The organism is Lysobacter sp. Root983 (genome assembly GCF_001429345.1).
Classification (GTDB): Bacteria; Pseudomonadota; Gammaproteobacteria; order Xanthomonadales; family Xanthomonadaceae; genus Lysobacter.
The window spans coordinates 139,861-163,023 of record NZ_LMJO01000012.1; the positions used below are offsets into that span (position 1 = coordinate 139,861).

General features: G+C 70.9%; 24 protein-coding genes and 1 pseudogene. 13 read left to right on the forward strand and 12 right to left on the reverse strand.

Annotated elements, in window-relative coordinates; translation table 11 throughout:
* Window positions 1–237 precede the first annotated feature (237 nt).
* Window positions 238–531: a hypothetical protein gene (locus ASE43_RS08050; protein ID WP_057164379.1), complete on the forward strand. Its 294-nt coding sequence runs from the start codon at window positions 238–240 to the stop codon at window positions 529–531.
* An 87-nt stretch (window positions 532–618) separates the two neighbouring features.
* Here ASE43_RS08050 and hemB read toward each other — a convergent pair whose 3' ends face one another.
* The 8 genes and pseudogenes from hemB to ASE43_RS08090 form a co-directional block, all read right to left on the reverse strand.
* Entirely contained in the window at window positions 619–1,611 is a 993-nt protein-coding gene (gene hemB / locus ASE43_RS08055; RefSeq protein WP_056177761.1) for a porphobilinogen synthase, read from the reverse strand.
* A 442-nt stretch (window positions 1,612–2,053) separates the two neighbouring features.
* Window positions 2,054–2,890, reverse strand: a pseudogene (locus ASE43_RS08060) (sulfate/molybdate ABC transporter ATP-binding protein); the annotation flags it as partial.
* Between the two features lie 133 nt (window positions 2,891–3,023).
* Entirely contained in the window at window positions 3,024–3,875 is an 852-nt protein-coding gene (gene cysW / locus ASE43_RS08065) for a sulfate ABC transporter permease subunit CysW (protein ID WP_057160105.1), read from the reverse strand.
* The gene (gene cysT, locus ASE43_RS08070) at window positions 3,865–4,734 is read right to left on the reverse strand and encodes a sulfate ABC transporter permease subunit CysT (RefSeq protein ID WP_057160106.1); all 870 of its coding nucleotides are present in this window, start codon (window positions 4,732–4,734) and stop codon (window positions 3,865–3,867) included. The genes cysW and cysT overlap by 11 nt, the downstream gene beginning before the upstream one ends.
* Before the next feature lie 243 nt (window positions 4,735–4,977).
* The gene (locus ASE43_RS08075; protein WP_057160107.1) at window positions 4,978–5,982 is read right to left on the reverse strand and encodes a sulfate ABC transporter substrate-binding protein; all 1,005 of its coding nucleotides are present in this window, start codon (window positions 5,980–5,982) and stop codon (window positions 4,978–4,980) included.
* A 56-nt stretch (window positions 5,983–6,038) separates the two neighbouring features.
* The gene (locus ASE43_RS08080; RefSeq protein ID WP_056177770.1) at window positions 6,039–7,499 is read right to left on the reverse strand and encodes a porin; all 1,461 of its coding nucleotides are present in this window, start codon (window positions 7,497–7,499) and stop codon (window positions 6,039–6,041) included.
* A 121-nt stretch (window positions 7,500–7,620) separates the two neighbouring features.
* Window positions 7,621–7,854 carry a DUF2292 domain-containing protein gene (locus ASE43_RS08085; RefSeq protein WP_056177772.1) on the reverse strand — a complete coding sequence of 78 codons (234 nt, stop codon included), beginning with the start codon at window positions 7,852–7,854 and terminating at the stop codon, window positions 7,621–7,623.
* Window positions 7,851–8,285, reverse strand: a complete 435-nt coding sequence (locus tag ASE43_RS08090) for an Rrf2 family transcriptional regulator (protein WP_200943983.1) — start codon at window positions 8,283–8,285, stop codon at window positions 7,851–7,853. The genes ASE43_RS08085 and ASE43_RS08090 overlap by 4 nt, the downstream gene beginning before the upstream one ends.
* A 115-nt stretch (window positions 8,286–8,400) precedes the next feature.
* On the opposite strand from ASE43_RS08090, the gene ASE43_RS08095 reads away from it, so the two are divergent.
* Both ASE43_RS08095 and ASE43_RS08100 read left to right on the forward strand, forming a co-directional pair.
* Window positions 8,401–9,240 carry an ABC transporter permease gene (locus tag ASE43_RS08095; protein ID WP_057160108.1) on the forward strand — a complete coding sequence of 280 codons (840 nt, stop codon included), beginning with the start codon at window positions 8,401–8,403 and terminating at the stop codon, window positions 9,238–9,240.
* Window positions 9,237–10,811, forward strand: coding sequence for an ABC transporter ATP-binding protein (locus ASE43_RS08100; RefSeq protein ID WP_057160109.1), 1,575 nt, complete (start codon window positions 9,237–9,239; stop codon window positions 10,809–10,811). Before ASE43_RS08095 ends, ASE43_RS08100 begins: the two co-directional genes overlap by 4 nt.
* A 133-nt stretch (window positions 10,812–10,944) precedes the next feature.
* Here the strand turns inward: ASE43_RS08100 and ASE43_RS08105 are convergent, their stop codons facing one another.
* From ASE43_RS08105 to ASE43_RS08115, 3 genes are all read right to left on the reverse strand, one after another.
* Window positions 10,945–11,193: a hypothetical protein gene (locus ASE43_RS08105; RefSeq protein ID WP_056177780.1), complete on the reverse strand. Its 249-nt coding sequence runs from the start codon at window positions 11,191–11,193 to the stop codon at window positions 10,945–10,947.
* Between the two features lie 189 nt (window positions 11,194–11,382).
* Entirely contained in the window at window positions 11,383–12,402 is a 1,020-nt protein-coding gene (locus ASE43_RS08110; RefSeq protein WP_056177782.1) for a hypothetical protein, read from the reverse strand.
* Window positions 12,399–13,790: an NAD(P)/FAD-dependent oxidoreductase gene (locus ASE43_RS08115; protein ID WP_082607176.1), complete on the reverse strand. Its 1,392-nt coding sequence runs from the start codon at window positions 13,788–13,790 to the stop codon at window positions 12,399–12,401. The genes ASE43_RS08110 and ASE43_RS08115 overlap by 4 nt, the downstream gene beginning before the upstream one ends.
* A gap of 123 nt (window positions 13,791–13,913) precedes the next feature.
* Between ASE43_RS08115 and ASE43_RS08120 the strand changes: the two genes are divergently transcribed.
* The 10 genes from ASE43_RS08120 (at window position 13,914) to ASE43_RS08165 (ending at window position 21,899) form a co-directional block, all read left to right on the forward strand.
* Window positions 13,914–14,183, forward strand: a complete 270-nt coding sequence (locus ASE43_RS08120) for a phosphopantetheine-binding protein (protein ID WP_056177784.1) — start codon at window positions 13,914–13,916, stop codon at window positions 14,181–14,183.
* A 46-nt stretch (window positions 14,184–14,229) separates the two neighbouring features.
* Complete coding sequence (locus ASE43_RS08125; protein ID WP_057160110.1) at window positions 14,230–14,919, forward strand: hypothetical protein; 690 nt, start codon at window positions 14,230–14,232, stop codon at window positions 14,917–14,919.
* A gap of 70 nt (window positions 14,920–14,989) precedes the next feature.
* Entirely contained in the window at window positions 14,990–15,277 is a 288-nt protein-coding gene (locus ASE43_RS08130; protein ID WP_057160111.1) for a dehydratase, read from the forward strand.
* Window positions 15,274–16,305: an acyltransferase gene (locus tag ASE43_RS08135; protein ID WP_057160112.1), complete on the forward strand. Its 1,032-nt coding sequence runs from the start codon at window positions 15,274–15,276 to the stop codon at window positions 16,303–16,305. The genes ASE43_RS08130 and ASE43_RS08135 overlap by 4 nt, the downstream gene beginning before the upstream one ends.
* A complete protein-coding gene (locus ASE43_RS08140) occupies window positions 16,286–16,930 on the forward strand; it encodes a LolA-related protein (protein ID WP_057160630.1) in 645 nt (214 codons plus the stop codon). Before ASE43_RS08135 ends, ASE43_RS08140 begins: the two co-directional genes overlap by 20 nt.
* A complete protein-coding gene (locus ASE43_RS08145; protein WP_057160113.1) occupies window positions 16,927–19,272 on the forward strand; it encodes an MMPL family transporter in 2,346 nt (781 codons plus the stop codon). Before ASE43_RS08140 ends, ASE43_RS08145 begins: the two co-directional genes overlap by 4 nt.
* The gene (locus tag ASE43_RS08150; RefSeq protein ID WP_057160114.1) at window positions 19,259–19,690 is read left to right on the forward strand and encodes a hypothetical protein; all 432 of its coding nucleotides are present in this window, start codon (window positions 19,259–19,261) and stop codon (window positions 19,688–19,690) included. Before ASE43_RS08145 ends, ASE43_RS08150 begins: the two co-directional genes overlap by 14 nt.
* Before the next feature lie 76 nt (window positions 19,691–19,766).
* Window positions 19,767–20,252 carry a hypothetical protein gene (locus ASE43_RS08155; protein WP_057160115.1) on the forward strand — a complete coding sequence of 162 codons (486 nt, stop codon included), beginning with the start codon at window positions 19,767–19,769 and terminating at the stop codon, window positions 20,250–20,252.
* Window positions 20,253–20,381: 129 nt separating this feature from the next.
* Window positions 20,382–21,122, forward strand: coding sequence for a 3-oxoacyl-ACP reductase FabG (gene fabG / locus ASE43_RS08160; RefSeq protein WP_057160116.1), 741 nt, complete (start codon window positions 20,382–20,384; stop codon window positions 21,120–21,122).
* A 294-nt stretch (window positions 21,123–21,416) separates the two neighbouring features.
* Window positions 21,417–21,899, forward strand: a complete 483-nt coding sequence (locus tag ASE43_RS08165; RefSeq protein ID WP_200943984.1) for a hypothetical protein — start codon at window positions 21,417–21,419, stop codon at window positions 21,897–21,899.
* Window positions 21,900–21,911: 12 nt separating this feature from the next.
* On the opposite strand, the gene ASE43_RS08170 is transcribed toward ASE43_RS08165, so the two are convergent.
* Window positions 21,912–23,162: a cation:proton antiporter gene (locus ASE43_RS08170; protein ID WP_056177801.1), complete on the reverse strand. Its 1,251-nt coding sequence runs from the start codon at window positions 23,160–23,162 to the stop codon at window positions 21,912–21,914.
* Window position 23,163: the final 1 nt, after the last annotated feature.

Sequence of the window (23,163 nt, forward strand, 5' to 3'; positions counted from 1 at the left end):
CGCGCCCTGCGAAGCCATGCGGCGCAAGGGTGCTCGAGATCGATGCGCTGAATGTTATCGATAAGGGTTTGGCGGTGAATGCAAGAAAAGCCTGCTTTTCAGCGCTTTTCTCTTAATTATCGATAAATTCCGTCGGTCTGTTCCGAGTCGCCGGGCATCCGAAAGCCCGTGACAGCACGCAACGCGGCTTGCTTATCTGCGCGAGCTACATGACGTAGCGAAAAAAAGGAATTCACCATGCGTATGGATCGCAAAGCAAGCCTGCTGCTTTCTTCGTTGTTGTTGGTCGTTGCCTTGCCGCTCAATGCCACTCAGGTTGGCGGGCCTCGCCCGTCCTTGCCCCCGTTGCAGCCTCTGGAAGGCGTGTGGGAGGCCACCGTTCGATCCTGGCAATACAACTCGGTCACTGGGGGCTACATCGAAGTATTTACGCCCATCAGTGCGTCGACCAGAGAGGGCTGCGAAGCGCAGCTCAGTAATATCGATTCCAGCGCGACGATAGTGAAGTTCTGTACGTTCAGGGCCTACTGATGCAAGCGGCCGCGAGGCTCATCGAGCCTCGCGGCCGTCACCGTAGGATGCGGCCAGCGCAGCGAACCGCATCGCGGTCCGCGCCGGTTATTTCGCCTCGCGCAACCAGCGCGCCGCATCCAGCGCGAAGTAGGTGAGGATGCCGTCGGCGCCGGCGCGCTTGATCGAGGTCAGCGCTTCCAGCACGCAGCCGCGCTCGTCCAGCCAGCCGTTCTGGATCGCCGCGCGCAGCATCGCGTACTCGCCGCTGACCTGGTAGACGAAGGTGGGCGCGCCGAACTCGTCCTTGGCGCGGCGCACGATGTCCAGGTAGGGCATGCCCGGCTTGACCATGATCATGTCGGCGCCTTCGTCGAGGTCGAGCGCGATCTCGCGCATGGCTTCGTCGCTGTTGGCCGGGTCCATCTGGTAGGTGTACTTGTTGCCTTTGCCCAGCGCGCCCGCGCTGCCGACCGCGTCGCGGAACGGGCCGTAGAAGCTGGACGCGTACTTGGCGCTGTAGGCCATGATGCGGGTGTGGATGTGGCCGTCGAGCTCCAGCGCTTCGCGGATCCGGCCGATGCGGCCGTCCATCATGTCGCTGGGCGCGACCACGTCGGCGCCGGCGACCGCGTGCGACAGCGCCTGCTTGACCAGGGCCTCCACGGTCTCGTCGTTCATGACGTAACCGCTGTCGTCGATCAGCCCGTCCTGGCCGTGGGTGGTGTAAGGGTCCAGGGCGACGTCGGTGATCACGCCCAGTTCCGGGAAGCGCTGCTTGAGCGCGCGCACCGCGCGCTGGCACAGGCCGTCGTCGCGCCAGGCATCCTCGGCGGTCAGCGATTTGGCGTCCGGCGCGGTGACCGGGAACAGGGCCAGGGCCGGCACGCGCAGTTCGCTGGCCTGTTCGGCCACGCGCAGCAGCTCGTCGATCGACAGACGCTCGATGCCGGGCATCGAGGCGACCGCGGCGCGGCCCTGCAGTTCGTGCACGAACACCGGATAGATCAGGTCGTTCGCGGTGAGGACCGTCTCGCGCATCAGGCGGCGCGAGAACTCGTCGCGGCGCATCCGCCGCGGGCGTACGTAGGGATAGCTCATGGGCGCTAGTTTACTCCCGGCTGCGCGCGGGCCGGCTGCTGAGGGCACGGGTGGGACGTTTTGTCATAGGCGGCAAGGCGGCGCTGCCTTTAGCCCCTCTCCCTTCGGCGTGAGGGCCGGGGTATGGGTTGGGGTGAGCGTCCGGCGCGAGCATGTAGCTCCAACCTCATCCCGGACCCATCCGGCCCTAGGGCCACCTTCTCCCGGTGGGAGAAGGGAAAAGCCGCAGCACTACTTATGCCGAATACACCCGATACCGCAGCGGCCGCACCCCGACCGTCCCGCCGATCGTAGGCACCACCGCATCCGGCGTCGCCACCAGGTCCAGTTCCAGCGCGCGCGCCTGCCCGTCCAACTGCAGCTCCACGGTGATCCGGTCGGCCAGTCGGTGCACCGCGAGGACGCGCGCGGACAGCCCGTCGCCGGCGACGGTCAGGGCCAGGTCGTGCGGACGCAGATACAGCTTGGCCGCGCCGTCGGCGACGCCGTCGGCCGGCAGTCGCAGGGCGTGGCCGTCGATCGCGAACTGGCCGCGCTCGACCCGGCCTTCCAGGGTGTTGGCGCGACCGATGAAATCGAACACGTAGGCCGACGCCGGCTCGCGGTAGATCTGCTCGGGCGTGCCGACCTGCTCGATGCGGCCGTCGCGCAGCACGACGACGCGGTCGGCCAGCTCCAGCGCTTCTTCCTGGTCGTGGGTGACGAACAGCGTGGTCTGCCCGGTCTGCTCGTGCAGGCGCCGCAGCCAGCGCCGCAGCTCGACCCGGACCTTGGCGTCGAGCGCGCCGAAGGGTTCGTCCAGCAGCAGCACGGTGGGATCGATCGCCAGCGCGCGCGCCAGCGCGACGCGCTGCTTCTGGCCGCCCGACAATTGCTCCGGGTAGCGACCGCCCAGGTCCGGCAATTGGATCAGGCTCAGCAGTTCCTGCACCCGGCGCGCGATCGTGGCCTTGTCAGGTCGCCGGCTGCGCGGACGGCTGCGCAGGCCGAAGGCGACGTTCTCGGCCACGGTCATGTGCTTGAACAGCGCGTAGTGCTGGAACACGAAGCCGACGTTGCGTTCGCGCAGGCTCAGTCGCGTCGCGTCCTCGTCGCCGAACAGCAGGCGACCGCGGTCTGGGTGGAGCAGGCCGGCGATGACGCGCAGCAGGGTGGTCTTGCCGGAGCCGGACGGACCCAGCAAGGCGACCAGCTCGCCGGACGCGATATCGAGGTCGACCGCGTCCAACGCGGCGACGTTCGCGTACTGCTTGCTGATGCCTTGGATATGCAGGTCCATACCCTTGCCCTGAACCGTTCTGCGGCCATCATGACCCAAGGCCGGTGTCGAGGGTACGGCCTCGACCGGCAGGGCCGTGTCCAGGTCGGCCGAGCGCCACAGCGCGGGATCGTTCACTCTCGCAAGATTCATATCAATGCCGCCTGTGTGATTGCGCCAGGGCGTCGCCGTGACGCGCTTCCAGCCAGAACTTGATCACCAGCGTGACCAGGGCCAGGCCGGCCAGCAGCGACGCGGCCGCGAAGGCCGCGGTGCTGTCGAATTCGTTGTAGAGGATCTCGATGTGCAGCGGCAGGGTGTTGGTCAGGCCGCGAATGTGGCCGGACACCACCGACACCGCGCCGAACTCGCCCATCGCGCGCGCGCCGCACAGCAGCACGCCGTACAGCAGGCCCCATTTGATGTTGGGCAGGGTCACGCGGCGGAACATGGTCCAGGCGCCGGCGCCCAGCGAGCGCGCGGCCAGCTCCTCGTCGGCGCCCTGCTGCTGCATCAGCGGGATCAGCTCGCGCACCACGAAAGGGAAGGTGATGAACAGCGTCGCCAGCACGATGCCGGGGCGCGCGAACAGGATCTTGATGTCGTACTGCGCCAGCAGCTCGGCGAACCAGCCGTGCGAGCCGAACAGCAGCACCAGGCACAGGCCCGCCACCACCGGCGAGACCGCGAACGGCAAGTCGATCAGGGCCAGCAGCACGCGCTTGCCGGTGAACTCGAAGCGGGTGACCGCCCAGGCCGTGAACACGCCGAACACCGCGTTGAGCGGAATCACGATCGCGGCGGTGAACAGGGTCAGCTTGAGCGCGGCGACCGCATCGGGTTCCTTGAGCGCGGCGAACCAGACGCCGACGCCCTTGGCGAAGGCCGCGCCCAACACCATCAGCAGCGGCATCACCACCAGCAGCGCCATCACCAACACCGCCGACAGGATCAGAGTCCAGCGCAGCCACGCGGGTTCTTGCAGGTCGTCGCGCTCACGGGCCATGGCGGCGCTCCCGGCGTTCGTGCGCGAACAGCGACGGAATCGCGTTGATCGCCAGCAGACAGACGAAGGATGCGGCCAGCAACAGCGCGGCGATCGCGATCGCGCCGTTGTAGTCGTACTCCTCCAGGCGGATCGTGATCAGCAGCGGCGCGATTTCGGTCTTGTAGGGCAGGTTGCCGGCGATGAAGATCACCGAGCCGTATTCGCCCAGCCCGCGCGCGAACGCGAGCGAGAAACCGGTCAGCAGCGCCGGCAGCAGTTCGGGCAGGATCACCCGGCGCAGCGTGGTCAGGCGCGAGGCGCCCAGCGAGGCGGCGGCCTCTTCCTGTTCGCGCCCCAGCGCTTCCAGCACCGGCTGCACCGTGCGCACCGCGAACGGCAGGCCGATGAACACCAGCGCGATCACGATGCCGGCCGGCGCATAGGCGATCTTGAAGCCGGCCGGTTCCAGCCAGCGCCCGACCCAACCGTTGGAGGAATAGATCGCGGTCAGGGCGATACCGGCCACCGCGGTCGGCAGCGCGAACGGCAGATCGACCAGGGCGTCGAGCAGCCGCCGGCCCGGGAAGCGATAACGCACCAGCACCCAGGCGATCAGCGCGCCGGCGAACAAGGCCAGCACCGAGGCCGCGAACGCGGCGCCGAAACTGAGCTTGAGCGCGGCCTGCACGCGCGGGTCCTGCACCGCGCGCAGCCAGCCTTCCGCGCCCAGTCCGGCGGCGCGGATGGTCAGCGCTGCCAGCGGCAGCAGCACCACCAGGCTCAGCCAGGCCAGGCCCAGGCCGATGCTGAGGCCGAAGCCCGGCAAGGGGCGTCGCCAGCGCGAGGCGGTTAGGGGTGGGAGGGCGATGGTGCTCATGGGTGGCGTGTCTTCGTCTGCTTCGGTATGCGTGTTTGCGTCTGCTCTTTCTTGCTCGTCATTCCCGCGAAAGCGGAGCCCGCTTTCGCGGGAATGACGGTGACGGAGATGCGATAGGTCGGATGCATTCGTCCGTATCCGGTTCGACTGGCTTCGCAACCATCGCGCCTCACTTCACCGCACCACTGGTCATCGATCCGCGCTGGGTCCAATGGCCCAGCGCGGCATGCCATCCACCAACCCTCACTTCGGCTGATAAATCCGATCGAAGAACCCGCCGTCGGCGAAATGCTCCGCCTGCGCCTTCTTCCAACCGCCGAAGGCGCCGTCGATGGTCACCTGCTTGACCTGGGCGAACTGGCTCAGCTCGGCGGCCGGCACCTTGTCCGGCTCGGCCGGGCGGTAGTGGTGCTTGGCGGCCAGGCGCTGGCCTTGCGGTGTGTAGAGGAAACGCAGATAGGCCTCGGCCTGCTTGCGTGTGCCGTGCTTGGCCACGTTCTTGTCGACCCAGGCCACCGGCGGTTCGGCCTTGATGCTCAGGCTGGGCACGACGATTTCGTACTTGCCGCGGTTGCCGGGCTCGTCCAGGGTCAGCAGGGCTTCGTTCTCCCAGGCCAGCAGCACGTCGCCGATGCCGCGCTCGACGAAGGTGGTGGTGGCGCCGCGTGCGCCGGTGTCCAGCACGGGCACGTTCTTGAACAAGCGGGTGAGGTAATCGACGACCTTGCCGCCGTCGCGGTACTGCTGCGAGGCCCAGGCCCAGGCCGCCAGATAGTTCCAGCGCGCGCCGCCGGAGGTCTTGGGGTTGGGCGTGATCACCGCCACGCCCGGCTTGACCAGGTCGCCCCAGTCGCGCACGCCCTTGGGATTGCCTTTGCGCACCAGGAACACGATGGTCGAGGTGTAGGGCGAGCTCTGGTGCGGCAAACGCGACTGCCAGTTGGCCGGCAGCAGCTTGCCGTTGGTGGCGATGGCGTCGATGTCGGCGGCCAGCGCCAGGGTGACCACGTCGGCTTCCAGGCCGTCGATCACCGAGCGCGCCTGCTTGCCCGAACCGCCGTGCGAAGCGCGGATCTTCAGGGTCTCGCCGGTGTCTTGTTTCCACTGCGCGGCGAAGGCGGTGTTGACCTCGGCGTAGAACTCGCGCGTCGGGTCGTAGGAGACGTTGAGCAGTTCCACGTCCTTGGCCACAGCCGAGCCGGCGACCAGGGACAGGGCGACGACGAGGGAGGAGAGTAAGGTTTTCATGTGGGGGTCTCTTTGCGTCGTGACGGGCGCGGTCTAAGCGCCGGTGAGGAGCATGCTCAGAAGGAGAATTGCGCCCGCGTGAAGAAAGCCTTTTCGTCTTCGCGATCGGCGCCGGCCGGCGCGCCGCCCTCGAAGTCGGTCTGGGTGTAGTTGGCGACCAGCTTGAAGTTGCTGGTCAGATACCAGTTCAGGCCCAGGCCCCAGCTGCTGGCTTCGGACGCGACCGCGGCCGGATCGGCGTAGCGCGGGAAGGCGTCGTCGTCGATATCGAGACGGCCGTAACGCGCGACCAGTTCGAACGCGCCCCAACCGGCGCCGCCGGGCGTGAACGGCTGACTGGGCTTGACCACGCCCTTGTAGCTGGCGTCCTCGCCGGTGAGCACCCAGCCGGCGGTGAGCTGCCAAGCCTCGTGATCGAGCGCGGCGCGCGCGCCGCTGGCCGGCAGCAGCAGTTCCTGGCGCGAGCGGATGTATTCGCCGAGCAGGCCCAGGCGGTTGCGGTAGTAGTAGGCCTGCGGCGACCAGCGCGTGTGTTCGCCGTCGGCGACCACGGTGCTGCGGTAGTTGAAGAACTGCGCCTGTCCGGGCGTGCGGTAGCGCGGCAGGAAATTGTTGCCGGTGCCGCGCTTGTCGCCCTGGCTGGCGCCGACGCCGAAACCCAGGCCGGACAGCGCAGTGCCGCTGTTCTTCCACGGTTCCACGAACACGCGGCCGATCAGCTCGAATTCGTTATCGGGATTGGTGGTGGCGCCGTCGCGGCCGTCGGGCGCGCCGTTGAAGGCGCCCACCGCATAGCTGAGCGCGCCGTCGGCGAATTCGCCTTGCAGCTGCACGCCCAGGTCGCGCACCGGCGCCAGTTCGCTGGCGAAACCGCCTTCGACCATCGCGCCGGCGCTGCTGGACTGCAGGCGCTCCAGGCCCAGCGGCACCTTGTAGCGGCCCACGCGCACGGTCGCGCGCGGGCTGAAGCGCACGTCGACATAGGCGTCGTTGACGGTGGCGCTGTCGCCGGCCAGCTGGGCGCCGAGGCGGAACGCGAACAGCGAACCCCAGGTGCCTTCGATGGTGGGTTCGACGCGGCGGAACAGGAAGGTGTCGTTCTGCGGCGCGCGCTGGTCGTCGATGAAGAAACGGCCGTCGGCCTGGATCAGGCCGCGGAACTTGATTTCGAGATCGCCGGGCGGTGCCGATTTCACCGACAGGCCCTTGGCCGCGCTCAGCGTCACCACGGGCGTGGAGGCCACGCGCGCGCTTTCGGCTTCGGCCTGCAGTTCCAGCTTGCGTTCGATCACGCGCAGGCGCTGGTCGAGGTCGGCCGGATCGACCGCGGCGGTGCCGGCGTCGGCGGGCGCGGTGCCCAGGCGTTGTTCGATCGCCTGCAGGCGGCGCGCCAGGTCTTCGACGCTGACGCCGGAGGACTGCGCCTGCGCGGGCAGGGCCAGCGCGCAGGCCAGCGCGCCCAACAGGCGTGCGGAGGAGGCGGTCGCGGTGCCAGGTCGCCGATGTCGATGGGGCATGGCGGGTTCCTTGGAAAGAGTAGGTGGGAGAGAGAGTAGGGCGTGCGCGGCGTAAGGCCTCAGTCCGTCGAAGCCGGGAGCGGGCGTCGACAGCGGCACGCGGGCCGGCGTGGCGACGCGCTCACAGCGGCCGGCTCCGCGGCTCTTCCACCCGCACGCGCTCGCTGCGCGTGATCTGCACGATCCGCGAGCCGTGCACCACCACTTCCACCTGACCGTAACCGATCTCGCGCAGCGCGGTCAGCACCGCGAATTCGCTGTCGCTGAGGTTGACGATGTTGACCGCGGGTTCGAACTCGCCCACGGGCGTATCGCCCGCGGCCTGTCCGCGCGATTTGCGCCGGGCCGCGTTCATGCCGCGTCTCCGGCCAGCAACGCGGCGCCTTGGCCGCGCGCGAGCTCGCCCAGGCTGCAGCCGTCCAGCACCCGCGACAGCGCATCGCGCGCCTCGCGCATCAGCGCGCGCAGTTCGCATTGGGCCGGGTCCGGGCAGTCGGCGCAGGCGCGGTAAGCGCTGACGCTGGCGCAGCGCACCGGCGCCAGCGGCCCGTCGATGGCGCGGATCAGATCGCCGACCCGGATCTGCTCGGCCGGACGCGCGAGCGCGTGCCCGCCCTTCTGGCCGCGGCGGCTGTGGATGAAGCCGGCCTCGCGCAGGTCGACCAGGATCGATTCCAGGAATTTTTCCGGCGTGCGGCTGTGTTCGGCGATCGCCCGGGCTTGCAGCCGGCCGTCGTCGGCGCGCGCCAGCGCGCACATCGCGCGCAGTGCGTATTTCGCCTTCATCGTCAGCATTTCCTATTCGCCATGTAGGGAATAAGGCCGCAAAGGCCGCCACGACGGAAAAGGCGATGCGTCATCTGCATATGCCCAGGTGGCATGTGCCCGTTAGGATGCGCGCATGCGATCCCTGCGACCCCTCCCGCCCGTGGCCCGCGCCTGCCTGATCGCGCTGGCCGCGTTGGCCGCGCTGTGCTGGCTGGGCCCGTGGCTGAGCGCCTACGACCCGCATACGCCCGATTGGGAGGCGCTGTCGGTCGCGCCCGGTACGGCCGGGCACTGGTTCGGCACCGACGCGATCGGCCGCGATGTGTACGCGCGCAGCCTGGCCGGCGGACGTCTGTCGCTGACCATCGGCCTGCTCGCCAGCGTGGTCGCGCTGGCGATCGGCCTGGGCTACGGCGCCATCGCCGGGCTCGCCGGCGGCCGCGTCGAGCGCGCCCTGCTGCGCGTGCTGGACGTGTTCTCGGCGCTGCCGTTCCTGTTGGTGGTGATCCTGCTGCTGACCCTGTTCGAGCGCTCGCTGGGCTTGCTGCTGGCGGCGATCGGCGGCTATGTCTGGATCGACCTGGCGCGGGTGATGCGCGCGGAGGCCGCGCGCCTGCGCGAGGCGCCGTTCGTGTTGGCCGCCCAGGCCGCCGGCGCCGCGTTCGGCCAGCGCCTGCGCTGGCACGTGCTGCCCAACCTGCTGCCGCTGGCGTTCGTGTATCTGGGCCTGATCCTGCCGCAGGCGATCCTGGTCGAGAGCTTCCTCGGTTTTCTCGGCCTGTCGGTGGACGAACCCTCGGCCAGCTGGGGCACCTTGCTGTCGGAAGGCGTGCAGGAACTCGACAGCGCGCCCTGGACCCTGCTGTTTCCGGCCGGCTTCCTGGTCGCGACCCTGGCCACCTTCCAGTTCCTCGGCGACGGCCTGCGCGATTGGCTGGACGTGCGCGGCGAACACGAGTCCGCGGCCGCATGAGCGCGACCCTGGCGCTGCACGGGTTGGTCGTGGACGCGGGCGCGCGTCGCTTGCTGGGGCCCTTGGACCTGGAACTGCAGGCCGGGCAGTGCCTGGGCGTGGTCGGCGAAAGCGGCAGCGGCAAAAGTCTGAGCGCCTTGTCCCTGCTCGGCCTGCTGCCGCCGGGCCTGCGCGCCGAGGGCCGGCTGAGCGTGGACGGCGAGACGGTCGCGCTGGGTTCGCGCGCGCATGCGGCGCTGCGCGGGCGGGTGTTGGGCTGGGTGCCGCAGGATCCGTTGGCGGCGCTGCATCCGCTGCGCAGCGTCGGCAGCCAGCTGCTGGAAACGCTGCGACGGGTGCGCGGCCTGGCGCGCGACGCCGCCCAGGATGAGGCGCGCGCCTTGCTGGCGCGCGTGCAACTGCCCGATCCGGACGCGGCCTTGCGCCGCTATCCGCACCAGTTCTCCGGCGGCCAGCGCCAACGCATCGCGATCGCGCTGGCGTTGGCGACGCGGCCGCGGCTGTTGATCGCCGACGAACCGACCTCGGCCCTGGATGCGCGCATCGCGCGCGAGATCCTCGACCTGCTCGACGCGCTGCGGCGCGAGGACGGTCTGGCCTTGCTGCTGATCAGCCACGATCTGCCGCTGGTGGGCGCCTACGCGCAGCGCCTGGTGGTGCTGCAGCGCGGGCAGGCGGTGGAGCGTGGCGATACCGCCACGGTGTTCGCCTCGCCGCAGCACGCCTACACGCGCGAGCTGCTGGCCGCCGATGCGATCGCGCCCGCTCCGGCCGACCCCTTGGCCGCGGATGCGCCGGTGCTGCTGCGCGGCGAGGGCCTGGGCATGCGTTATCCGCGCGCGCCGCGCCCCGCCTTGGACGAGGCGTCGATCGAGCTGCGTCGCGGCGAGGGCCTGGCCCTGGTCGGCGAAAGCGGCAGCGGCAAGAGCACGCTGGGCCGCGTCTTGTTGCGGCTCTTGCGCGGTGCGCGGGGCCGCGTGCTGCTGGACGGCATCGATCTGAGCGCTGCGTCGCCGCGCGCCTTGCGCCAGCTGCGCGCACGCACCGGCGTGGTGTTCCAGGACCCCTATGCCTCGCTGGACCCGCGCATGCGCGTGGCCGAGATCGTGGCCGAGCCGCTGCGCATCCACGCGCGCGGCGACGCGGCCGCGCGTCGCGCGCGTGCCGGCGAGTTGTTGCAGGCGGTCGGGCTGGAGGCGGCGATGTTGGATCGCTATCCGCACCAGTTCTCCGGCGGCCAACGCCAGCGCATCGCGATCGCGCGCGCGCTGGCGACCGATCCCGACCTGCTGGTCTGCGACGAGGCGGTATCGGCGCTGGACGCGCACCACCGCGGCGCGATCCTGGCCCTGTTGGCGCAGCTCAAGCGCGAACGCGGCCTGGCCCTGCTGTTCGTCACCCACGACCTGGCCGCGGCGGCCGCGGTGTGCGAGCGCATCGCCGTGCTCGAGGCCGGCCGCATCGTTGAAACCGGCGCCACCGCCGAGGTGTTGCGCGCGCCCAAGCATGCGCATACACAGGCGCTGCTGGCGGCGCGGCCGAAGACGGTTGCGGGGGTAGGAGCGGCGTAAGCCGCGACCGCGCTCCTTCGGCTACGACGTGGTCGCGGCTTACGCCGCTCCTACCCCAAAGCTGAAGCCGTCGCGGCATCACACAGGGCGGCTGCGAAACCACCCTGTGCGGATCACGGTGCTACGTGCGAACTCAGATGATGCCGCCGCCCATCGACAGGCGGATCACGCCGACCACGATCACGATGGCGTTGAGCACCAGGCCGGTCTTGGCGCGGCCGCGGTTCTGCTCGCGCGTGAACAGGATGCCGATCGCGGCGATGATGGCGCCGACCGCCGCGAACGGGATCAGCAGCCAATTGCCCCAGCCCAGCAGCGGAATCAGGGCGATCACCATCCAGATCATCGCGAGGATGCCCCAAATCAGGCTGATCAATCCCATCGTGCGTTCTCCCATGCGGGCGCGGATGCGCTCGCGACCATGATGCTGCCGAATCGCGGCGATTCAAGGGCTGGAGGGGGTGTCTTTCGGCACCCCTGGCGGGTGTGGGCGGCGACGCGGGTGGCGTGAGGGCACGCTGGGGCGGTTCGCCGTTGGCTCACCGCACCCCACGCTTCGCGCCGGCGACGCTCAGAGGTCGTGGACGCCGTCGATTTCCACGCGCAGTTCGCGCCGGCAGACCGCCGCCTGCAGCACGATGCGCTGGATGCCGGGCAGGCGCGCGTCCATCGCCGCCATCACCGCCGGCACTTCCTCGCGGTCGCGCACGTAGACCTTCAGGCGCGCGCCGGCGCCGAAGCGCGCCGGCAGCGACGGCCGTTGCGCGCGCGCGGCGGCGATCAGGCTGTCGAAGTTGGCCAGGGTCTCGTCGAGCTGGGTGTCGACCGAGTCGATGTGGCGCGACTCGTGGCCGACGATGGCCGCGGTGCCCGACAGCAGCAGCGGCATCGCGCTGCCCAGCGGCGGCAGCATCGCGCGCGCGAAGCTGGGCGGCTGCGGGCCGTATTGGCGCGGGTAGCGGTAGGCGCTGATCTGGCGCGGGTTCTCCAGCGGCGTGCCGGGCGTGCGCGAGGCCAGCCAGTACACCAGCAGGCGGCGGCTTGCGCCGGCCTCGCTGACCTTGCCGATCGCGGTCGCGGCCGGCAGCTGGCCCGGTTCGAAATCGCCCAGACCGGCGGCGCGGCCGACGCAGAACACGCGGTAGCGCTCGGCGTCGCCCTGGCCGACGGTGATGCCGTCGAGGTAGTTCCAGATCCGCAACAGGTGCGGGTAACCGCGCGCGCGGGTGAATTCGACCATGCGCGCGTAGATGGTCTCGGCGACCGCGGCGATGCCGTCGTTGACGTGCAGGCCCGGCGGTTCGTCCAGTTCCAGCGCGCCGAACTGCAGCGCGCCGTCCTCCGACCAGGCCAGGTCGCCGTCGCGGCCGCAGGCCACCGGCGCCGAACCGCGCCAGACTTCCAGCTTGGCCTCGCCGTAAGGCTCCAGGGCCACGCGCAGATAGCGCGGGTCGTCGTGATGCGGGGCGTTCGCGCCGAAGCCGAACACCGCCAGCACGTCGTCGCCGGCCAGCGCCTGCGCGGGCGTGGCGTCGGTGTAGTCGACGCTGTAGCGCGGCGTGGCGGCCACCAGGGTCGCGGCCGCGCTCACGGGTTGCCCTGCTGCAGCGTGTCGCCGCGGAAATCGACGCCGACCTGGCGCTTGCGCCGCAACCAGCCGCGCAGCGCCTGCGGCGCCATGCGGATCGCGGTCATCGCATAGATGAAGCGGAACATGCGCAGGCGGCGCAACACCGCCGGGTTGTCGAACACGTCGCCGGCCAGCATCGAGATCACCGCCTGTTCGACCTGCCAATAGTTGCGCGGCGCGCTGAACAGCGCGCGCATCACAGGCGTGGTGAAGCGGTAGATGAACCACTGGAAGTGCTTGAGGCCGCGCTTGAGGCGCTTGACCATCGCGCGTTGCAGTTCGGCCTCGCGCGCGGGATCGCGCAGCGCGCCGTCGACCACCTCGGCCGCCTGCTCGCCGCTGTTCATGCCCAGGTAGACGCCGGAGGAGAACACCGGATCGACGAAGGCGTAGGCGTCGCCGACCATGACCCAGCCCGGCCCGGTCATCCGGCTGCAGGTGTAGGAGTAGTTGCCGGTGACGTGGACCGCGCCGACGCGCTGGGCGCCCTGCATGCGCGCCCACACCTGCGGCTCGGACTCCAGGGTCTTCATCAGGAACGCCTCGGTCTCGCCGCGGCGCTGCTTGAGGTATTCGGGGAAGCACACCGCGCCGACGCTCATCACGTCCTTCTGCAGCGGGATCAGCCACATCCAGCCGTGCGAGAAACGCTGCACGGTGATGTTGCCGGCGTCCTCGCCGTCGCGGCGTTCGACGCCGGTGAAATGGCTGAAGATCGCCGCCGACTGGTGCAGCGGGTTTTTCTTCTTGAGCTTGAGCTGGCTGCCGAAGAACGCGTCGCGGCCGCTGCCGTCGACCACGTAGCGCGGCCGCACGGTCAAGGCGGCGCCGTCGGCGTCGCGCGCGTGCACCAGCGACGGACGCCCGTCGGCGCCGAACTCCACCTTCTCGACCTTGACCCGCTCGCGCGCGTCCACGCCGTTGGCCTGGGCGTTGCGGAACAGCAGCTGGTCGAATTCCTCGCGCTTGACCTGGTAGGCGTAGCCGAACTTGGGATCCAGCGCGCGCTCGAAGCGGAAGGTGTTGTAGTTGCGCTCGTCGATCGGGAACTCGGCGCCCGGCTTGTGGGTGCCGATGGCCTTGACCTGTTCGAGCACGCCCAGGCGCTCGAGGATGGGCAGATTCATCGGCAGCAGCGATTCGCCGATGTGGAAGCGCGGGTGCGCGTCCTTCTCCAGCAGCAGCACCTTCCAGCCCTTGCGCGCGAGCAGGGTCGCGGCGGTGGTGCCGGCGGGGCCGCCGCCGATGACCAGGACGTCGGGGCTGAGTTCCGAGGTGGAGGCGGGGCTGTTCAGGTTTGCGTCCGGCGGGGCGTCGGCGGGGCCGGGCGCGGGGATGGTTGAGCTCATCGGAGAATGATAGCTCGCCGTTCGTGATCGCTGTCCGGGTCGGACCGGACCTGGGGACGGTTGCGCGCGGCCGCCCGATGCCGGATCGTGGCGCACCTTGCCGCCCGCCGTTGGATCGACCCGATGTCCGAACAGAACCCCGCCGAACGCGAACTCGCGCAGCTCCTGGTCGAAAGCCTGAACCTGGAGGATGTCGATCCGGCCCAAATCGACCCCGAGGCGGCGCTGTTCGGCGACGGACTGGGCCTGGACTCGATCGATGCCCTGGAGCTGGCCCTGGCGGTGTCCAAGCAGTACGGCTTCCAATTGCGCTCGGACAGCGAGGAAAACCGCCGCATCTTCGGTTCGCTGCGCGCGCTGTCGGCCCACATCGAACAAAGCCGGGCCGCCTGAGCGCGCCCGCGCCCGGCCGCCGCTCGCGCGCACGGACCGTCCAGCCATGACCGGCGCCGTGCTGCGGCTGCTGCTGGCGATCGCCTACCCCCTGCTGGCGCACTGGGCCAGCCACGACGGCGGCGGCTGGCCGGCGGCGATCGCCCTGATCGACCTGGCCCTGATCGTGCAGATCGAGGCCCTGCTGCACCTGCGCGTGGGCGCCTGGCTGCTGTTCGCGGCGATCGTGGCCGGCTTGGCCGCGATCGCCCACACGATCTATCCGCAGCTGTTGCTGCTGACCCCGCCGGTGCTGTTCACCGGCGCCCTGTCGTGGTGGTTCGCGCGCAGCCTGCGCGCGCCGCGCGAGGGCCTGATCACCCGCATCGTCGCCGCCCTGGACGGCTGCACGCCCAGCCAGTTGCGGGCCGATGTTTACCGCTACTCGCGCCAGCTCACCGCGATCTGGGCCTGGCTGCTGGGCGGGCTGGCGCTGGCCAACGCCGCGCTGGCGATGATCGCCGTGCCCGGCGGCGTGCTCGCGCGGCTGGGCCAGACCCCGCCGATCGCGATCAGCCAGGACCAGTGGTCGCTGTTCGCCAACCTGCTCAACTACGGCATCGTCGGCGGCTTCTTCATCGGCGAGTACCAGTTCCGCAAGCGCGTGTTCCAGGACCGGCCCTACCGCAATTTCTGGGATTTCCTGCGCCGCATGGGCGGTTTGGGCCCGGCGTTCTGGCGCAGCCTGTTCGACTGACGCCAGGATCGGCATGGCGTCACCGGCCGTGGCTTATCCTGTCGCCGGACCACCGCCGAACGCCTCCCGCATGGAATTCCGCATTGCCGCCGACCACCCCAGCCTGCCCGGGCATTTCCCCGGCCGGCCGGTCGTGCCGGGCGTGGTCGTGCTGGACCGGGTGCTGGACGCGATCGAAGCCGGGCACGGCCCGCTGAACGGGCTGCGCCTGCCGCAGGTGAAGTTCGCCCAGCCGCTGTTGCCCGAACAGACCGCGCGCATCGAGCTGGACGGCGCCGCGCCGCGCTGGCGTTTCCGGGTGCTGCGCGGCGACACCCTGCTGGCCAGCGGCGAAGTGGTCGCGGACGCGCCGGCATGAGCGGCGAGCACTGGAAGCAGCGCCCCGAGGGAGGTAGCCCCTTCGCCCTGCGCGTGCTGCGCGCGATCGCCCGCCACGGCGGACGCGGCCTGGCGCGGCTGTGCCTGTACCCGATCACCGTCTACTTCGTGCTGGTGCGCGGCCCCGAGCGGCGCGCCTCGCGCGCTTATCTGGCGCGCGCGCTGAATCGCGCGCCGGGCCTGTGGGACGTGGCCCGCCACATCCACACCTTCGCCGCGACCATCCTCGACCGCTTGTTCATGCTCGGCGGGCAGATGCATTACTTCGATGTGCGGGTGAGCGGGCTGGAGGAGCTGCGCGCCCAGCACGCGCGCGGCGGCGCGCTGATCTTCGGTTCCCACCTGGGCAGCTTCGAGGCCCTGCGCGTGCTCGCGCGCAGCGCGCCGGAGGTGCAGGTGCGGGTGGTGTTCGACAAGTCGCACAACCCGGCCATGACCCAGTTGCTGGATTCGCTGGATCCGCGCATCGCCGCCGGCGTGATCGACGCCGGCCAGGACGGCCCGGCGATCGTGCTGGCGGTGAAGCAGGCCCTGGACGAAGGCGCGCTGGTGGCCTTGCTGGTCGATCGCGCGCGCCCCGGCGAGCCCTGGCTGCGCACGCCGTTCCTGGGCGCGCCGGCGCCGTTTCCGCTGGCGCCCTGGCTGGTCGCCGCGACCCTGAGGGCGCCGGTGCTGCTGGCGTTCGGCGTGTACCGCGGCGGCGCCCGCTACGATCTGGTGTTCGAGCCGTTCAGCGACGGATCGGCGATCGCGCGCCAGGATCGGGCGCGGGTGCTGGCGACGATGGTCGAACGCTATGCCGCGCGCCTGCAGCACCACGCCTGCGACGCCCCCTACAACTGGTTCAACTTCTACGACTTCTGGCATGCCGATGACGCGGTTCAAGACAGCACAGCGCAAGACAGCGGCGCCCACGAAGGCAGCGCACCCGACGATCCGGCCGCGCCGCTGGGCCTGGGCGCTGGCGCTGGCTTGCGCCGCCGGCTCGCTGAGCGCCGCTCCGCCTGAGCCGGTCGCGGGCAGCGCGCCCGGCGCGGCGGTGGACCCGGACTGGATCCTGGCGCGCCTGGCCCAGCCGGCGTCGATGCGCACCGCCTTCGTCGAGATCCGCGGCTCGGCCCTGCTCAAGGCGCCGCTGCGCCTGAGCGGCGAGTACCAGCGCCTGGAGGACGACACCCTGGTGCGCGAGGTGCGCGCGCCCTATGCCGAGACCACCACCATCCGCGCCGGCGAAGTGAAGATCCAGCGCGCCGGCAAGGCCGCGCGCACGTTCTCGCTGGCGCGCGCGCCGGAACTGGCCGGCCTGCAGGCCAGCTTCGGCGCCCTGCTGGCCGGCGACCGCAAACGCCTGGAGCAGCAGTACCTGGTCGCCGCCGAAGGCACGCGCCAGCAGTGGACCATGACGCTCACGCCGCGCAGCAGCGCGGTCGCGGCCAAGCTGCAGGGCATCACCCTGCGCGGGCGCGGCGCCGAGCTGCGTTGCATCGAAGCGCGCCCCGCGCGTTCGGACGCCAGCGGCGGCATCGAACTGCAGCGCACCTTGCTGGCCGGCGCGGCGCGCGAAGCGGCCAACGTCACCGACGCCAGCCAATTCGCGGCGCTGTGCCGCGGCCACGGCGCCGCCCAGCGATGACGCCGGCGCGTCGTCTCGCCCTCGCGCTGCTGTGGCTGGCCGCGCTGGCGCTCGCGGGCTGGGCGATCAGCGGGCACCTGGAGCTCAGCGGCGATCTGCGCCGCTTCATGCCCAGCGCGCGCACGCCCGCGCAGAAGCTGTTGATCGACGAACTCGGCGAAGGCCCGGGCTCGCGTCTGCTGTTGGTGGCGCTGTCGGGCGACACGCCGCAAACGCTGGCGACGCAGTCGCAGGCGATGCGCGCGGCGCTCGCGACCAAACCGGAATTCAAGCTGGTCGCCAACGGCGCCGACCTCGGCCTGGACGCGATCCCCGAACGCCTGCGCCCGTACCGCTACCTGTTGTCGCCGACCTTGGACAGCCAGGCTTTCGACGCCGCCTATCTGGGCGAAGAGCTGCAGGCGCGCGTGCAGGATCTGGGCTCGCCGGCCTCGGCGATGCTGGAGCCGCTGCTGCCGAACGATCCCACCCTGGAAACCCTGAAGCTGGCCGAGGCCTGGCAGCCGGCGAACGCGCCGCAGCGCTTGCATGGGGTCTGGTTCGACCGCGCCGGGCGCGAAGCGCTGCTGGCGCTGGAAACGCGCGCGGCGGGCTTCGATCCCACCGGCCAGCAGGCCGCGGTGGACGCGATCCGCGCCGCGTTCGCGCAGGCGCGCGGCGCGTCCAAGGCGCAGCTCACCCTGAGCGGGCCGGGCGCGTTCTCGGTCGAGATCGGCGGCCGCACCGCGCGCGAGGCCAGCCTGATCGGCACCATCGACAGCCTGGTGTTCGTGCTGCTGCTGTGGCTGGCCTATCGCAGCTGGAAAGCGCCGCTGCTGGGCGGCCTGCCGCTGGCCAGCGCCGGTCTGGCCGGCCTGGGCGCGGTCGCGCTGATGTTCGATGGCGTGCACGGCATCACCGTCGCGTTCGGTTTCACCTTGATCGGCGTCGCTCAGGACTATCCGATCCATCTGTTCAGCCATCAGCGGCCGGGCCTGTCGCCCTGGGCCAGCGCGCGCGCGCTGTGGCCGACCCTGGGCACCGGCGTGGCCTCGACCTGCATCGCCTATCTGACCTTCCTGGTCTCGGGCGTGGACGGGCTCAAGCAGTTGGCGGTGTTCACCATCGTCGGCCTGGGCACGGCCGCGCTGACCACGCGCTTCCTGCTGCCGGCGCTGATCGATCCCTCGCCGCGCGACGCCGCCGATTCGGCCTGGCTGGCGCGCGCCTGGGCGGCGCTGGCGCGGCTACCGCGTCTGCGCGTGCCGGCGATGCTGGCGCTGGCCGCGCTCGCGCTGGGCGTGGCCTGGCTGGCGCCGGGCGCGTTCTGGCAGAACGATCTGGCCAAGCTCACCCCGGTGCCGGCCGACGCGCTCGCGCGCGACGCGCAACTGCGCGGCGAGCTGGGCGCGCCCGACGTGCGTTACGTGATCGCGTTGGAGGCCGGCGATGCCGAGGCTGCGCTGCGCGCGTCCGAACGCCTGCTGCCGGCGCTGCAAACCTTGCGCGCGCAGGGCGCGATCGCCGGCTACGACCTGGCTGCGCGCTATCTGCCCAGCGCGGCCACCCAGCGCGCCCGCCAGATCAAATTGCCGGGCGCGGCCACGCTGGATGCGGCGCTAGCCTCGGCGGTCGCCGACAGCCCGTTCCGCGCCGATGCCTTCGCCGGTTTCGCCGCCGACGTCGCCGCCGCCCGCAGCGCGCCGCCGCTGATCGCGGCCGATCTGGACGGCACGCCGCTGGCGGCCAGCGTCGCCGGCCTGCTGCTGCAGCGGCCCGGCCACGCCACCGCGCTGGTCTCGCTGAACGGATTGAAAGACCCAGCCGCGGTCGCGCGCGTGGCCAGCGCGCACGGCGCCCAGCTGCTGGATCTCAAGCAGGCCTCCGAGTCGCTGGTCGCCGCCTACCGCGGGCGCGTGTTGCTGGCCCTGGGCCTGGCGGCGGTGCTGCTGACGCTCACGGTATGGATCGCGCTGCGCTCGCCGCGGCGGGTGCTGCGGGTGCTGGCGCCGATGGCGCTGACCACGCTGTTGATTCTGGCGGTGCTGCGCGGGCTGGGCATCGAGCTCAATCTGTTCCATCTGGTCGCGCTGATCCTGGCCGCCGGCCTGGGCCTGGATTACGCGCTGTTCTTCGACCACGCCGGCGACGACTACGCCGAGCAGCTGCGCACCCTGCACGCGGTGATCGTCTGCAGCTTGACCACTTTGCTGGTGTTCGCGCTGTTGGCGTCCTCGTCGATTCCGGTGCTGCGCGCGATCGGCGCCACGGTCGCGCTGGGCGTGGCCTTCAACTTCGTGCTCGCGCTGTTGATCGTGCGCGAGCCGGCGAGCATGCGGGAGCGCGCCGATGCGCAGCCGTGAGGACATCGCCGCGCTGATTCCGCACCAGGGCACGATGTGCCTGTGGGAGGAGGTGCTGGACTGGGACGCCGACGCCATTCGTCTGCGCAGCCACGGGCATCGCGATCCCGCGCATCCGCTGCGCAGCCACGGCCGTCTGCGCGCGCTGCACCTGTGCGAGTACGGCGCGCAGGCGATGGCGGTGCATGGCGGCCTGCTCGCGCGCGCGTCCGGCGGCGCGGCACGCCCCGGCTTTCTGGTGGCCTTGCGCGGCGTCGAACTGCGCGTGGCGCGCATCGACGATCTGCCCGGCGCGATCGAGGCGCAGGCGCGCAAGCTGGTCGACGGCGGCGACAGCTGGCAGTACGAGTTCGACCTGCGTCACGACGGCGTCGTGCTCGCCCGCGGCCGCGCCGCGGTGATGCTGCGCCCGGACTGAGCGTTCACAGCGCCGGCGGCGGCGCGTTCCAGGTAGATGTCGCGCGGGTTCGCGCCGCCGCTACCGGAGAACCGCCATGAGCCTCGAGTTCGAATTGCTGAGCGTGGAGCCGTACCAGGCCGACGGCCAGTTCGGCCATCGCTTCACCCTGCGCATCGCCCTGCAGGAGCGCGACAACGCGCGCCTGAACTGGATCGAGCGCACCGACCGCCCCTACGTCGAGGGCATGGCGCCGGATACCTGGACCGACCTGTTCCAACTGGTGCACGGCCAGTCGATGGTGTTCAACGGCTGGAACGAGAGTCAGGACGACAGCGGCGCGGTCACGCTGAGTTTCGTGGATCCGCCCTCGATGCGGATGGAGCCTTACGCGCAGCGCACGCTGCAGTTCTGGATCGTGGTGCTGGACGGCAACGGCGAGGACTGGGCGGTGTGGGAAGGCAGCCAGCAGTTGGCTTGCAGCGATACCGGCGCGATCGTCACCCAGACCCTGGCGCAGACCGCCAACAGCAACGGCGACGACGGCGATCCGCCGTATCCGGAAGGTTTCGCGCCGTACTGAGCCGGCGCGCACCCGGCCGCCGCGCCCGGTCGCGACGCGAGCGCGCACGCCACCGTGTCCGCGCAGGGCGCTTTCGCCGCAGCCGCGCTGCGGGGACAATCGCGGTTTCCGCCGCCGCGAGCCCTGCGCATGAGCCAGTCGTCCTCCACCGCCCGTCGCGCCCTGGTCACCGGCGGCAGCGGCGATCTCGGCGCGGCGATCTGCGCGCGCCTGGGCGCTGACGGCCTGCACGTGATCGTGCACGCCAACGCCAATCCCGAACGCGCCCAGGCCACGGTCGCGGCGATCCGCGAAGCCGGCGGCAGCGCCCAAGCGGTGGCCTTCGACGTCGCCGACGGCGAGGCCGCGCGCGCGGCGATCGAGGGACTGCTGGCCGACGGCCCGATCCAGGTCGTGGTCAACAACGCCGGCGTGCACGACGATGCGCCGATGGCCGGCATGAGCGATGCGCAGTGGAAGCGCGTGATCGACATTTCGCTGCACGGCTTCTTCCACGTGACCCAGCCGCTGCTGCTGCCGATGGCGCGCACGCGCTGGGGCCGGATCGTGAGTGTGTCGTCGGTGGCGGCGGTGCTGGGCAATCGCGGCCAGACCAACTACGCCGCGGCCAAGGCTGGCCTGCACGGTGCCTCGATGTCGCTGGCGCGCGAAATGGCCTCGCGCGGGATCACCGTCAACGTGGTCGCGCCGGGCGTGATCGAAGGCCGCATGGCCGCCGACGCGTTTCCGCCCGAGACCCTGCGCCAGCTGGTGCCGGCCGGCCGCGCCGGCCGCCCGGACGAGGTCGCGGCCCTGGTCGGCTTTCTGTGCTCGGACGCGGCCGGCTACATCAACGGCCAGGTGATCGGGATCAACGGCGGCATGGGTTAGGGGCCGGGAATCGGGAATCGGGAATCGGGATTCGGGATTCGGGATTCGGGATACTGGAAGGGCTACGGCCACCCGCATGGTTTCGATCCGTCATCCCCGCGAAGGCGGGGATCCAGTGACTTGGTTCTCCTCCGCCCGCGACGACAGCCGATCGAAGCCGTGCACTCCCGTCGTCGTCGCACCCGCCCCCATCACCCCACCCGTCGGCCCGCGACGCCCGTTCGGCGCGCCGTCACCCCACCTCCCGGGGTCGGGGGTAGCATGGCCGCAACTGTCCACCCGCGGAGTCGCGCCATGCGCCGTCGTCTCGCTATCGCCCTGCTGATTCCGATGCTGGCCGCCTGCGCCAGTTCGCACGTCCTGGTCGGCTCGCCGCGGCCGCCGATCGATCCGGCTCAGGTGCGCGTGTACTTCGCGCCGCCGCCGGGCGGTTACGAGCAGATCGCCACGCTGCAGAGCAACAGCGGTGCGTTCACCTACGGCGAACAGAACAAGATGAACTCGGTGATCGGCAAGCTGCGCACCGAGGCCGCCAAGCTCGGCGCCAACGGCGTGCTGTTCCAGGGCACCGAGGACGGCTACGGCGGCGGCGGGGTCAGCGTCGGCGCCGGTGGCGGCCGTTACGGCGGTCGCAGCTTCAGTTCCGGCGGCGTCGGCATCGACATCACGCCGCGCCAGAAGTACGGCCACGGCGTGGCGATCTGGGTCGCCAATCCGCCGCCGCTCGGCGATCCCGGCCCGAGCGCGCCGCTGCCGCCGGTGCCGCCGCGCAACTGAGTCGCGCGCGTCCTAGCGCCGCGTGCCTTGTGCGCGTGGCGCGTCGGGCAGCGCCGCGCGGCCGGCGAACAGGCTCAGCAGCGGCGAGGTCATCACCGTGGTCGCGATCGCCATCGCCAGCAGCATGGTGAACAGCTCCGGCCCGATCAGGCCCGCGTCCAGGCCGACCTTCATCACGATCAGCTCCATCAGCCCGCGCGCGTTCATCAGCGCGCCCGTGGCCAGGCTGTCGCGCCAGCCGTAGCCGGCGATGCGCGCGCCCAGCGCGCCGCCGGCGATCTTGCCGGCCACCGCCACCACCAGGATCAGCGCCAACGCGCCCAGGCCGGCGCCGACGAAGGCCTCGGCGCGGGTGTTGAGACCGGCCAGGGCGAAGAAGATCGGCATCAGGATCACCACCGCCGCGTATTCCAGGCGCTCGGTCAGGGTGCGCAGCAGGCGGTCGTCGCGCGGCAGGCAGGCGCCGAACACGAAGGCGCCGAACACCGCGTGCAGGCCCAGCCATTCGGTCAGCGCGGCGCAGGCGAGCAGGCCGATCACCAGCGCGGCCAGCATCGCCACCGAGGGATGGCCATCGGGCGCGTAGCGGCGCAGCAGGGCCGCGTAGGCGGGCTTGAGCACGCCGAAGGCTAGGCCCAGCAGCGCCAGCAGGCCGATGCAGATCTTGGCGAAGCCCCAGGCGCCTTCGCCGCTGCCGACCAGGGCCACCACCAGCGCCAGCACGATCCAGGCGAACACGTCGGCGATCGCGGCCGAGCCCAGCGCCAGCCGGCCCAGGCGGGTCTGGCTGAGGCCGCGGTCCTTGAGGATGCGCGCCATCACCGGGAAGGCGGTGATCGACATCGCCGCGGCCATGAACAGCGCGAACGGCCAGAAGCCGACGCCGGCCGGCGCCAGCGGATGCAGCCAGGGCGACACCGCGATGCCCAGGACCACCGGCAGCAGCACGCCGAACAAACCGACCGCGCCGGCCTCGCGCAATTGCGCGCGCACGCCGTCGGGCGCGCGCAGCTCGGCGCCGACGATGAACATGAACAACACCAGGCCCAAGGTCGACAGCGAGCCCAGCGCCGGCAGCGAGGCCGGCGCGAACAAGGCCGCGTGCGCTTCCGGCAGCACCGCGCCGAACACCACCGGGCCGAGCACGAAACCGGCGGCCATCTCGCCGACCACCGCGGGCTGGCCGAAGCGCTTCAGCACCGCGCCGCAGGCGCGCGCCACCACCAGGATCACCAGCAGTTGCAGCAGCAGGGTATGGGTCATC

Excerpts from the sequence above, each read along its gene's own strand:
- ASE43_RS08165 (WP_200943984.1), top strand. The coding sequence starts at position 21,417 with ATGCGCCGTCGTCTCGCTATCGCCCTGCTGATTCCGATGCTGGCCGCC.
- ASE43_RS08170 (WP_056177801.1), bottom strand. The coding sequence starts at position 23,162 with ATGACCCATACCCTGCTGCTGCAACTGCTGGTGATCCTGGTGGTGGCG.
- ASE43_RS08130 (WP_057160111.1), top strand. The coding sequence starts at position 14,990 with ATGGAATTCCGCATTGCCGCCGACCACCCCAGCCTGCCCGGGCATTTC.
- ASE43_RS08115 (WP_082607176.1), bottom strand. The coding sequence starts at position 13,790 with ATGAGCTCAACCATCCCCGCGCCCGGCCCCGCCGACGCCCCGCCGGAC.
- ASE43_RS08080 (WP_056177770.1), bottom strand. The coding sequence starts at position 7,499 with ATGCCCCATCGACATCGGCGACCTGGCACCGCGACCGCCTCCTCCGCA.
- ASE43_RS08125 (WP_057160110.1), top strand. The coding sequence starts at position 14,230 with ATGACCGGCGCCGTGCTGCGGCTGCTGCTGGCGATCGCCTACCCCCTG.
- ASE43_RS08050 (WP_057164379.1), top strand. The coding sequence starts at position 238 with ATGCGTATGGATCGCAAAGCAAGCCTGCTGCTTTCTTCGTTGTTGTTG.
- ASE43_RS08150 (WP_057160114.1), top strand. The coding sequence starts at position 19,259 with ATGCGCAGCCGTGAGGACATCGCCGCGCTGATTCCGCACCAGGGCACG.
- ASE43_RS08075 (WP_057160107.1), bottom strand. The coding sequence starts at position 5,982 with ATGAAAACCTTACTCTCCTCCCTCGTCGTCGCCCTGTCCCTGGTCGCC.
- ASE43_RS08155 (WP_057160115.1), top strand. The coding sequence starts at position 19,767 with ATGAGCCTCGAGTTCGAATTGCTGAGCGTGGAGCCGTACCAGGCCGAC.
- cysW (WP_057160105.1), bottom strand. The coding sequence starts at position 3,875 with ATGGCCCGTGAGCGCGACGACCTGCAAGAACCCGCGTGGCTGCGCTGG.
- ASE43_RS08085 (WP_056177772.1), bottom strand. The coding sequence starts at position 7,854 with ATGAACGCGGCCCGGCGCAAATCGCGCGGACAGGCCGCGGGCGATACG.
- ASE43_RS08120 (WP_056177784.1), top strand. The coding sequence starts at position 13,914 with ATGTCCGAACAGAACCCCGCCGAACGCGAACTCGCGCAGCTCCTGGTC.
- cysT (WP_057160106.1), bottom strand. The coding sequence starts at position 4,734 with ATGAGCACCATCGCCCTCCCACCCCTAACCGCCTCGCGCTGGCGACGC.
- hemB (WP_056177761.1), bottom strand. The coding sequence starts at position 1,611 with ATGAGCTATCCCTACGTACGCCCGCGGCGGATGCGCCGCGACGAGTTC.
- ASE43_RS08145 (WP_057160113.1), top strand. The coding sequence starts at position 16,927 with ATGACGCCGGCGCGTCGTCTCGCCCTCGCGCTGCTGTGGCTGGCCGCG.
- ASE43_RS08105 (WP_056177780.1), bottom strand. The coding sequence starts at position 11,193 with ATGGGATTGATCAGCCTGATTTGGGGCATCCTCGCGATGATCTGGATG.
- ASE43_RS08135 (WP_057160112.1), top strand. The coding sequence starts at position 15,274 with ATGAGCGGCGAGCACTGGAAGCAGCGCCCCGAGGGAGGTAGCCCCTTC.
- ASE43_RS08095 (WP_057160108.1), top strand. The coding sequence starts at position 8,401 with ATGCGATCCCTGCGACCCCTCCCGCCCGTGGCCCGCGCCTGCCTGATC.
- ASE43_RS08090 (WP_200943983.1), bottom strand. The coding sequence starts at position 8,285 with ATGAAGGCGAAATACGCACTGCGCGCGATGTGCGCGCTGGCGCGCGCC.
- fabG (WP_057160116.1), top strand. The coding sequence starts at position 20,382 with ATGAGCCAGTCGTCCTCCACCGCCCGTCGCGCCCTGGTCACCGGCGGC.
- ASE43_RS08100 (WP_057160109.1), top strand. The coding sequence starts at position 9,237 with ATGAGCGCGACCCTGGCGCTGCACGGGTTGGTCGTGGACGCGGGCGCG.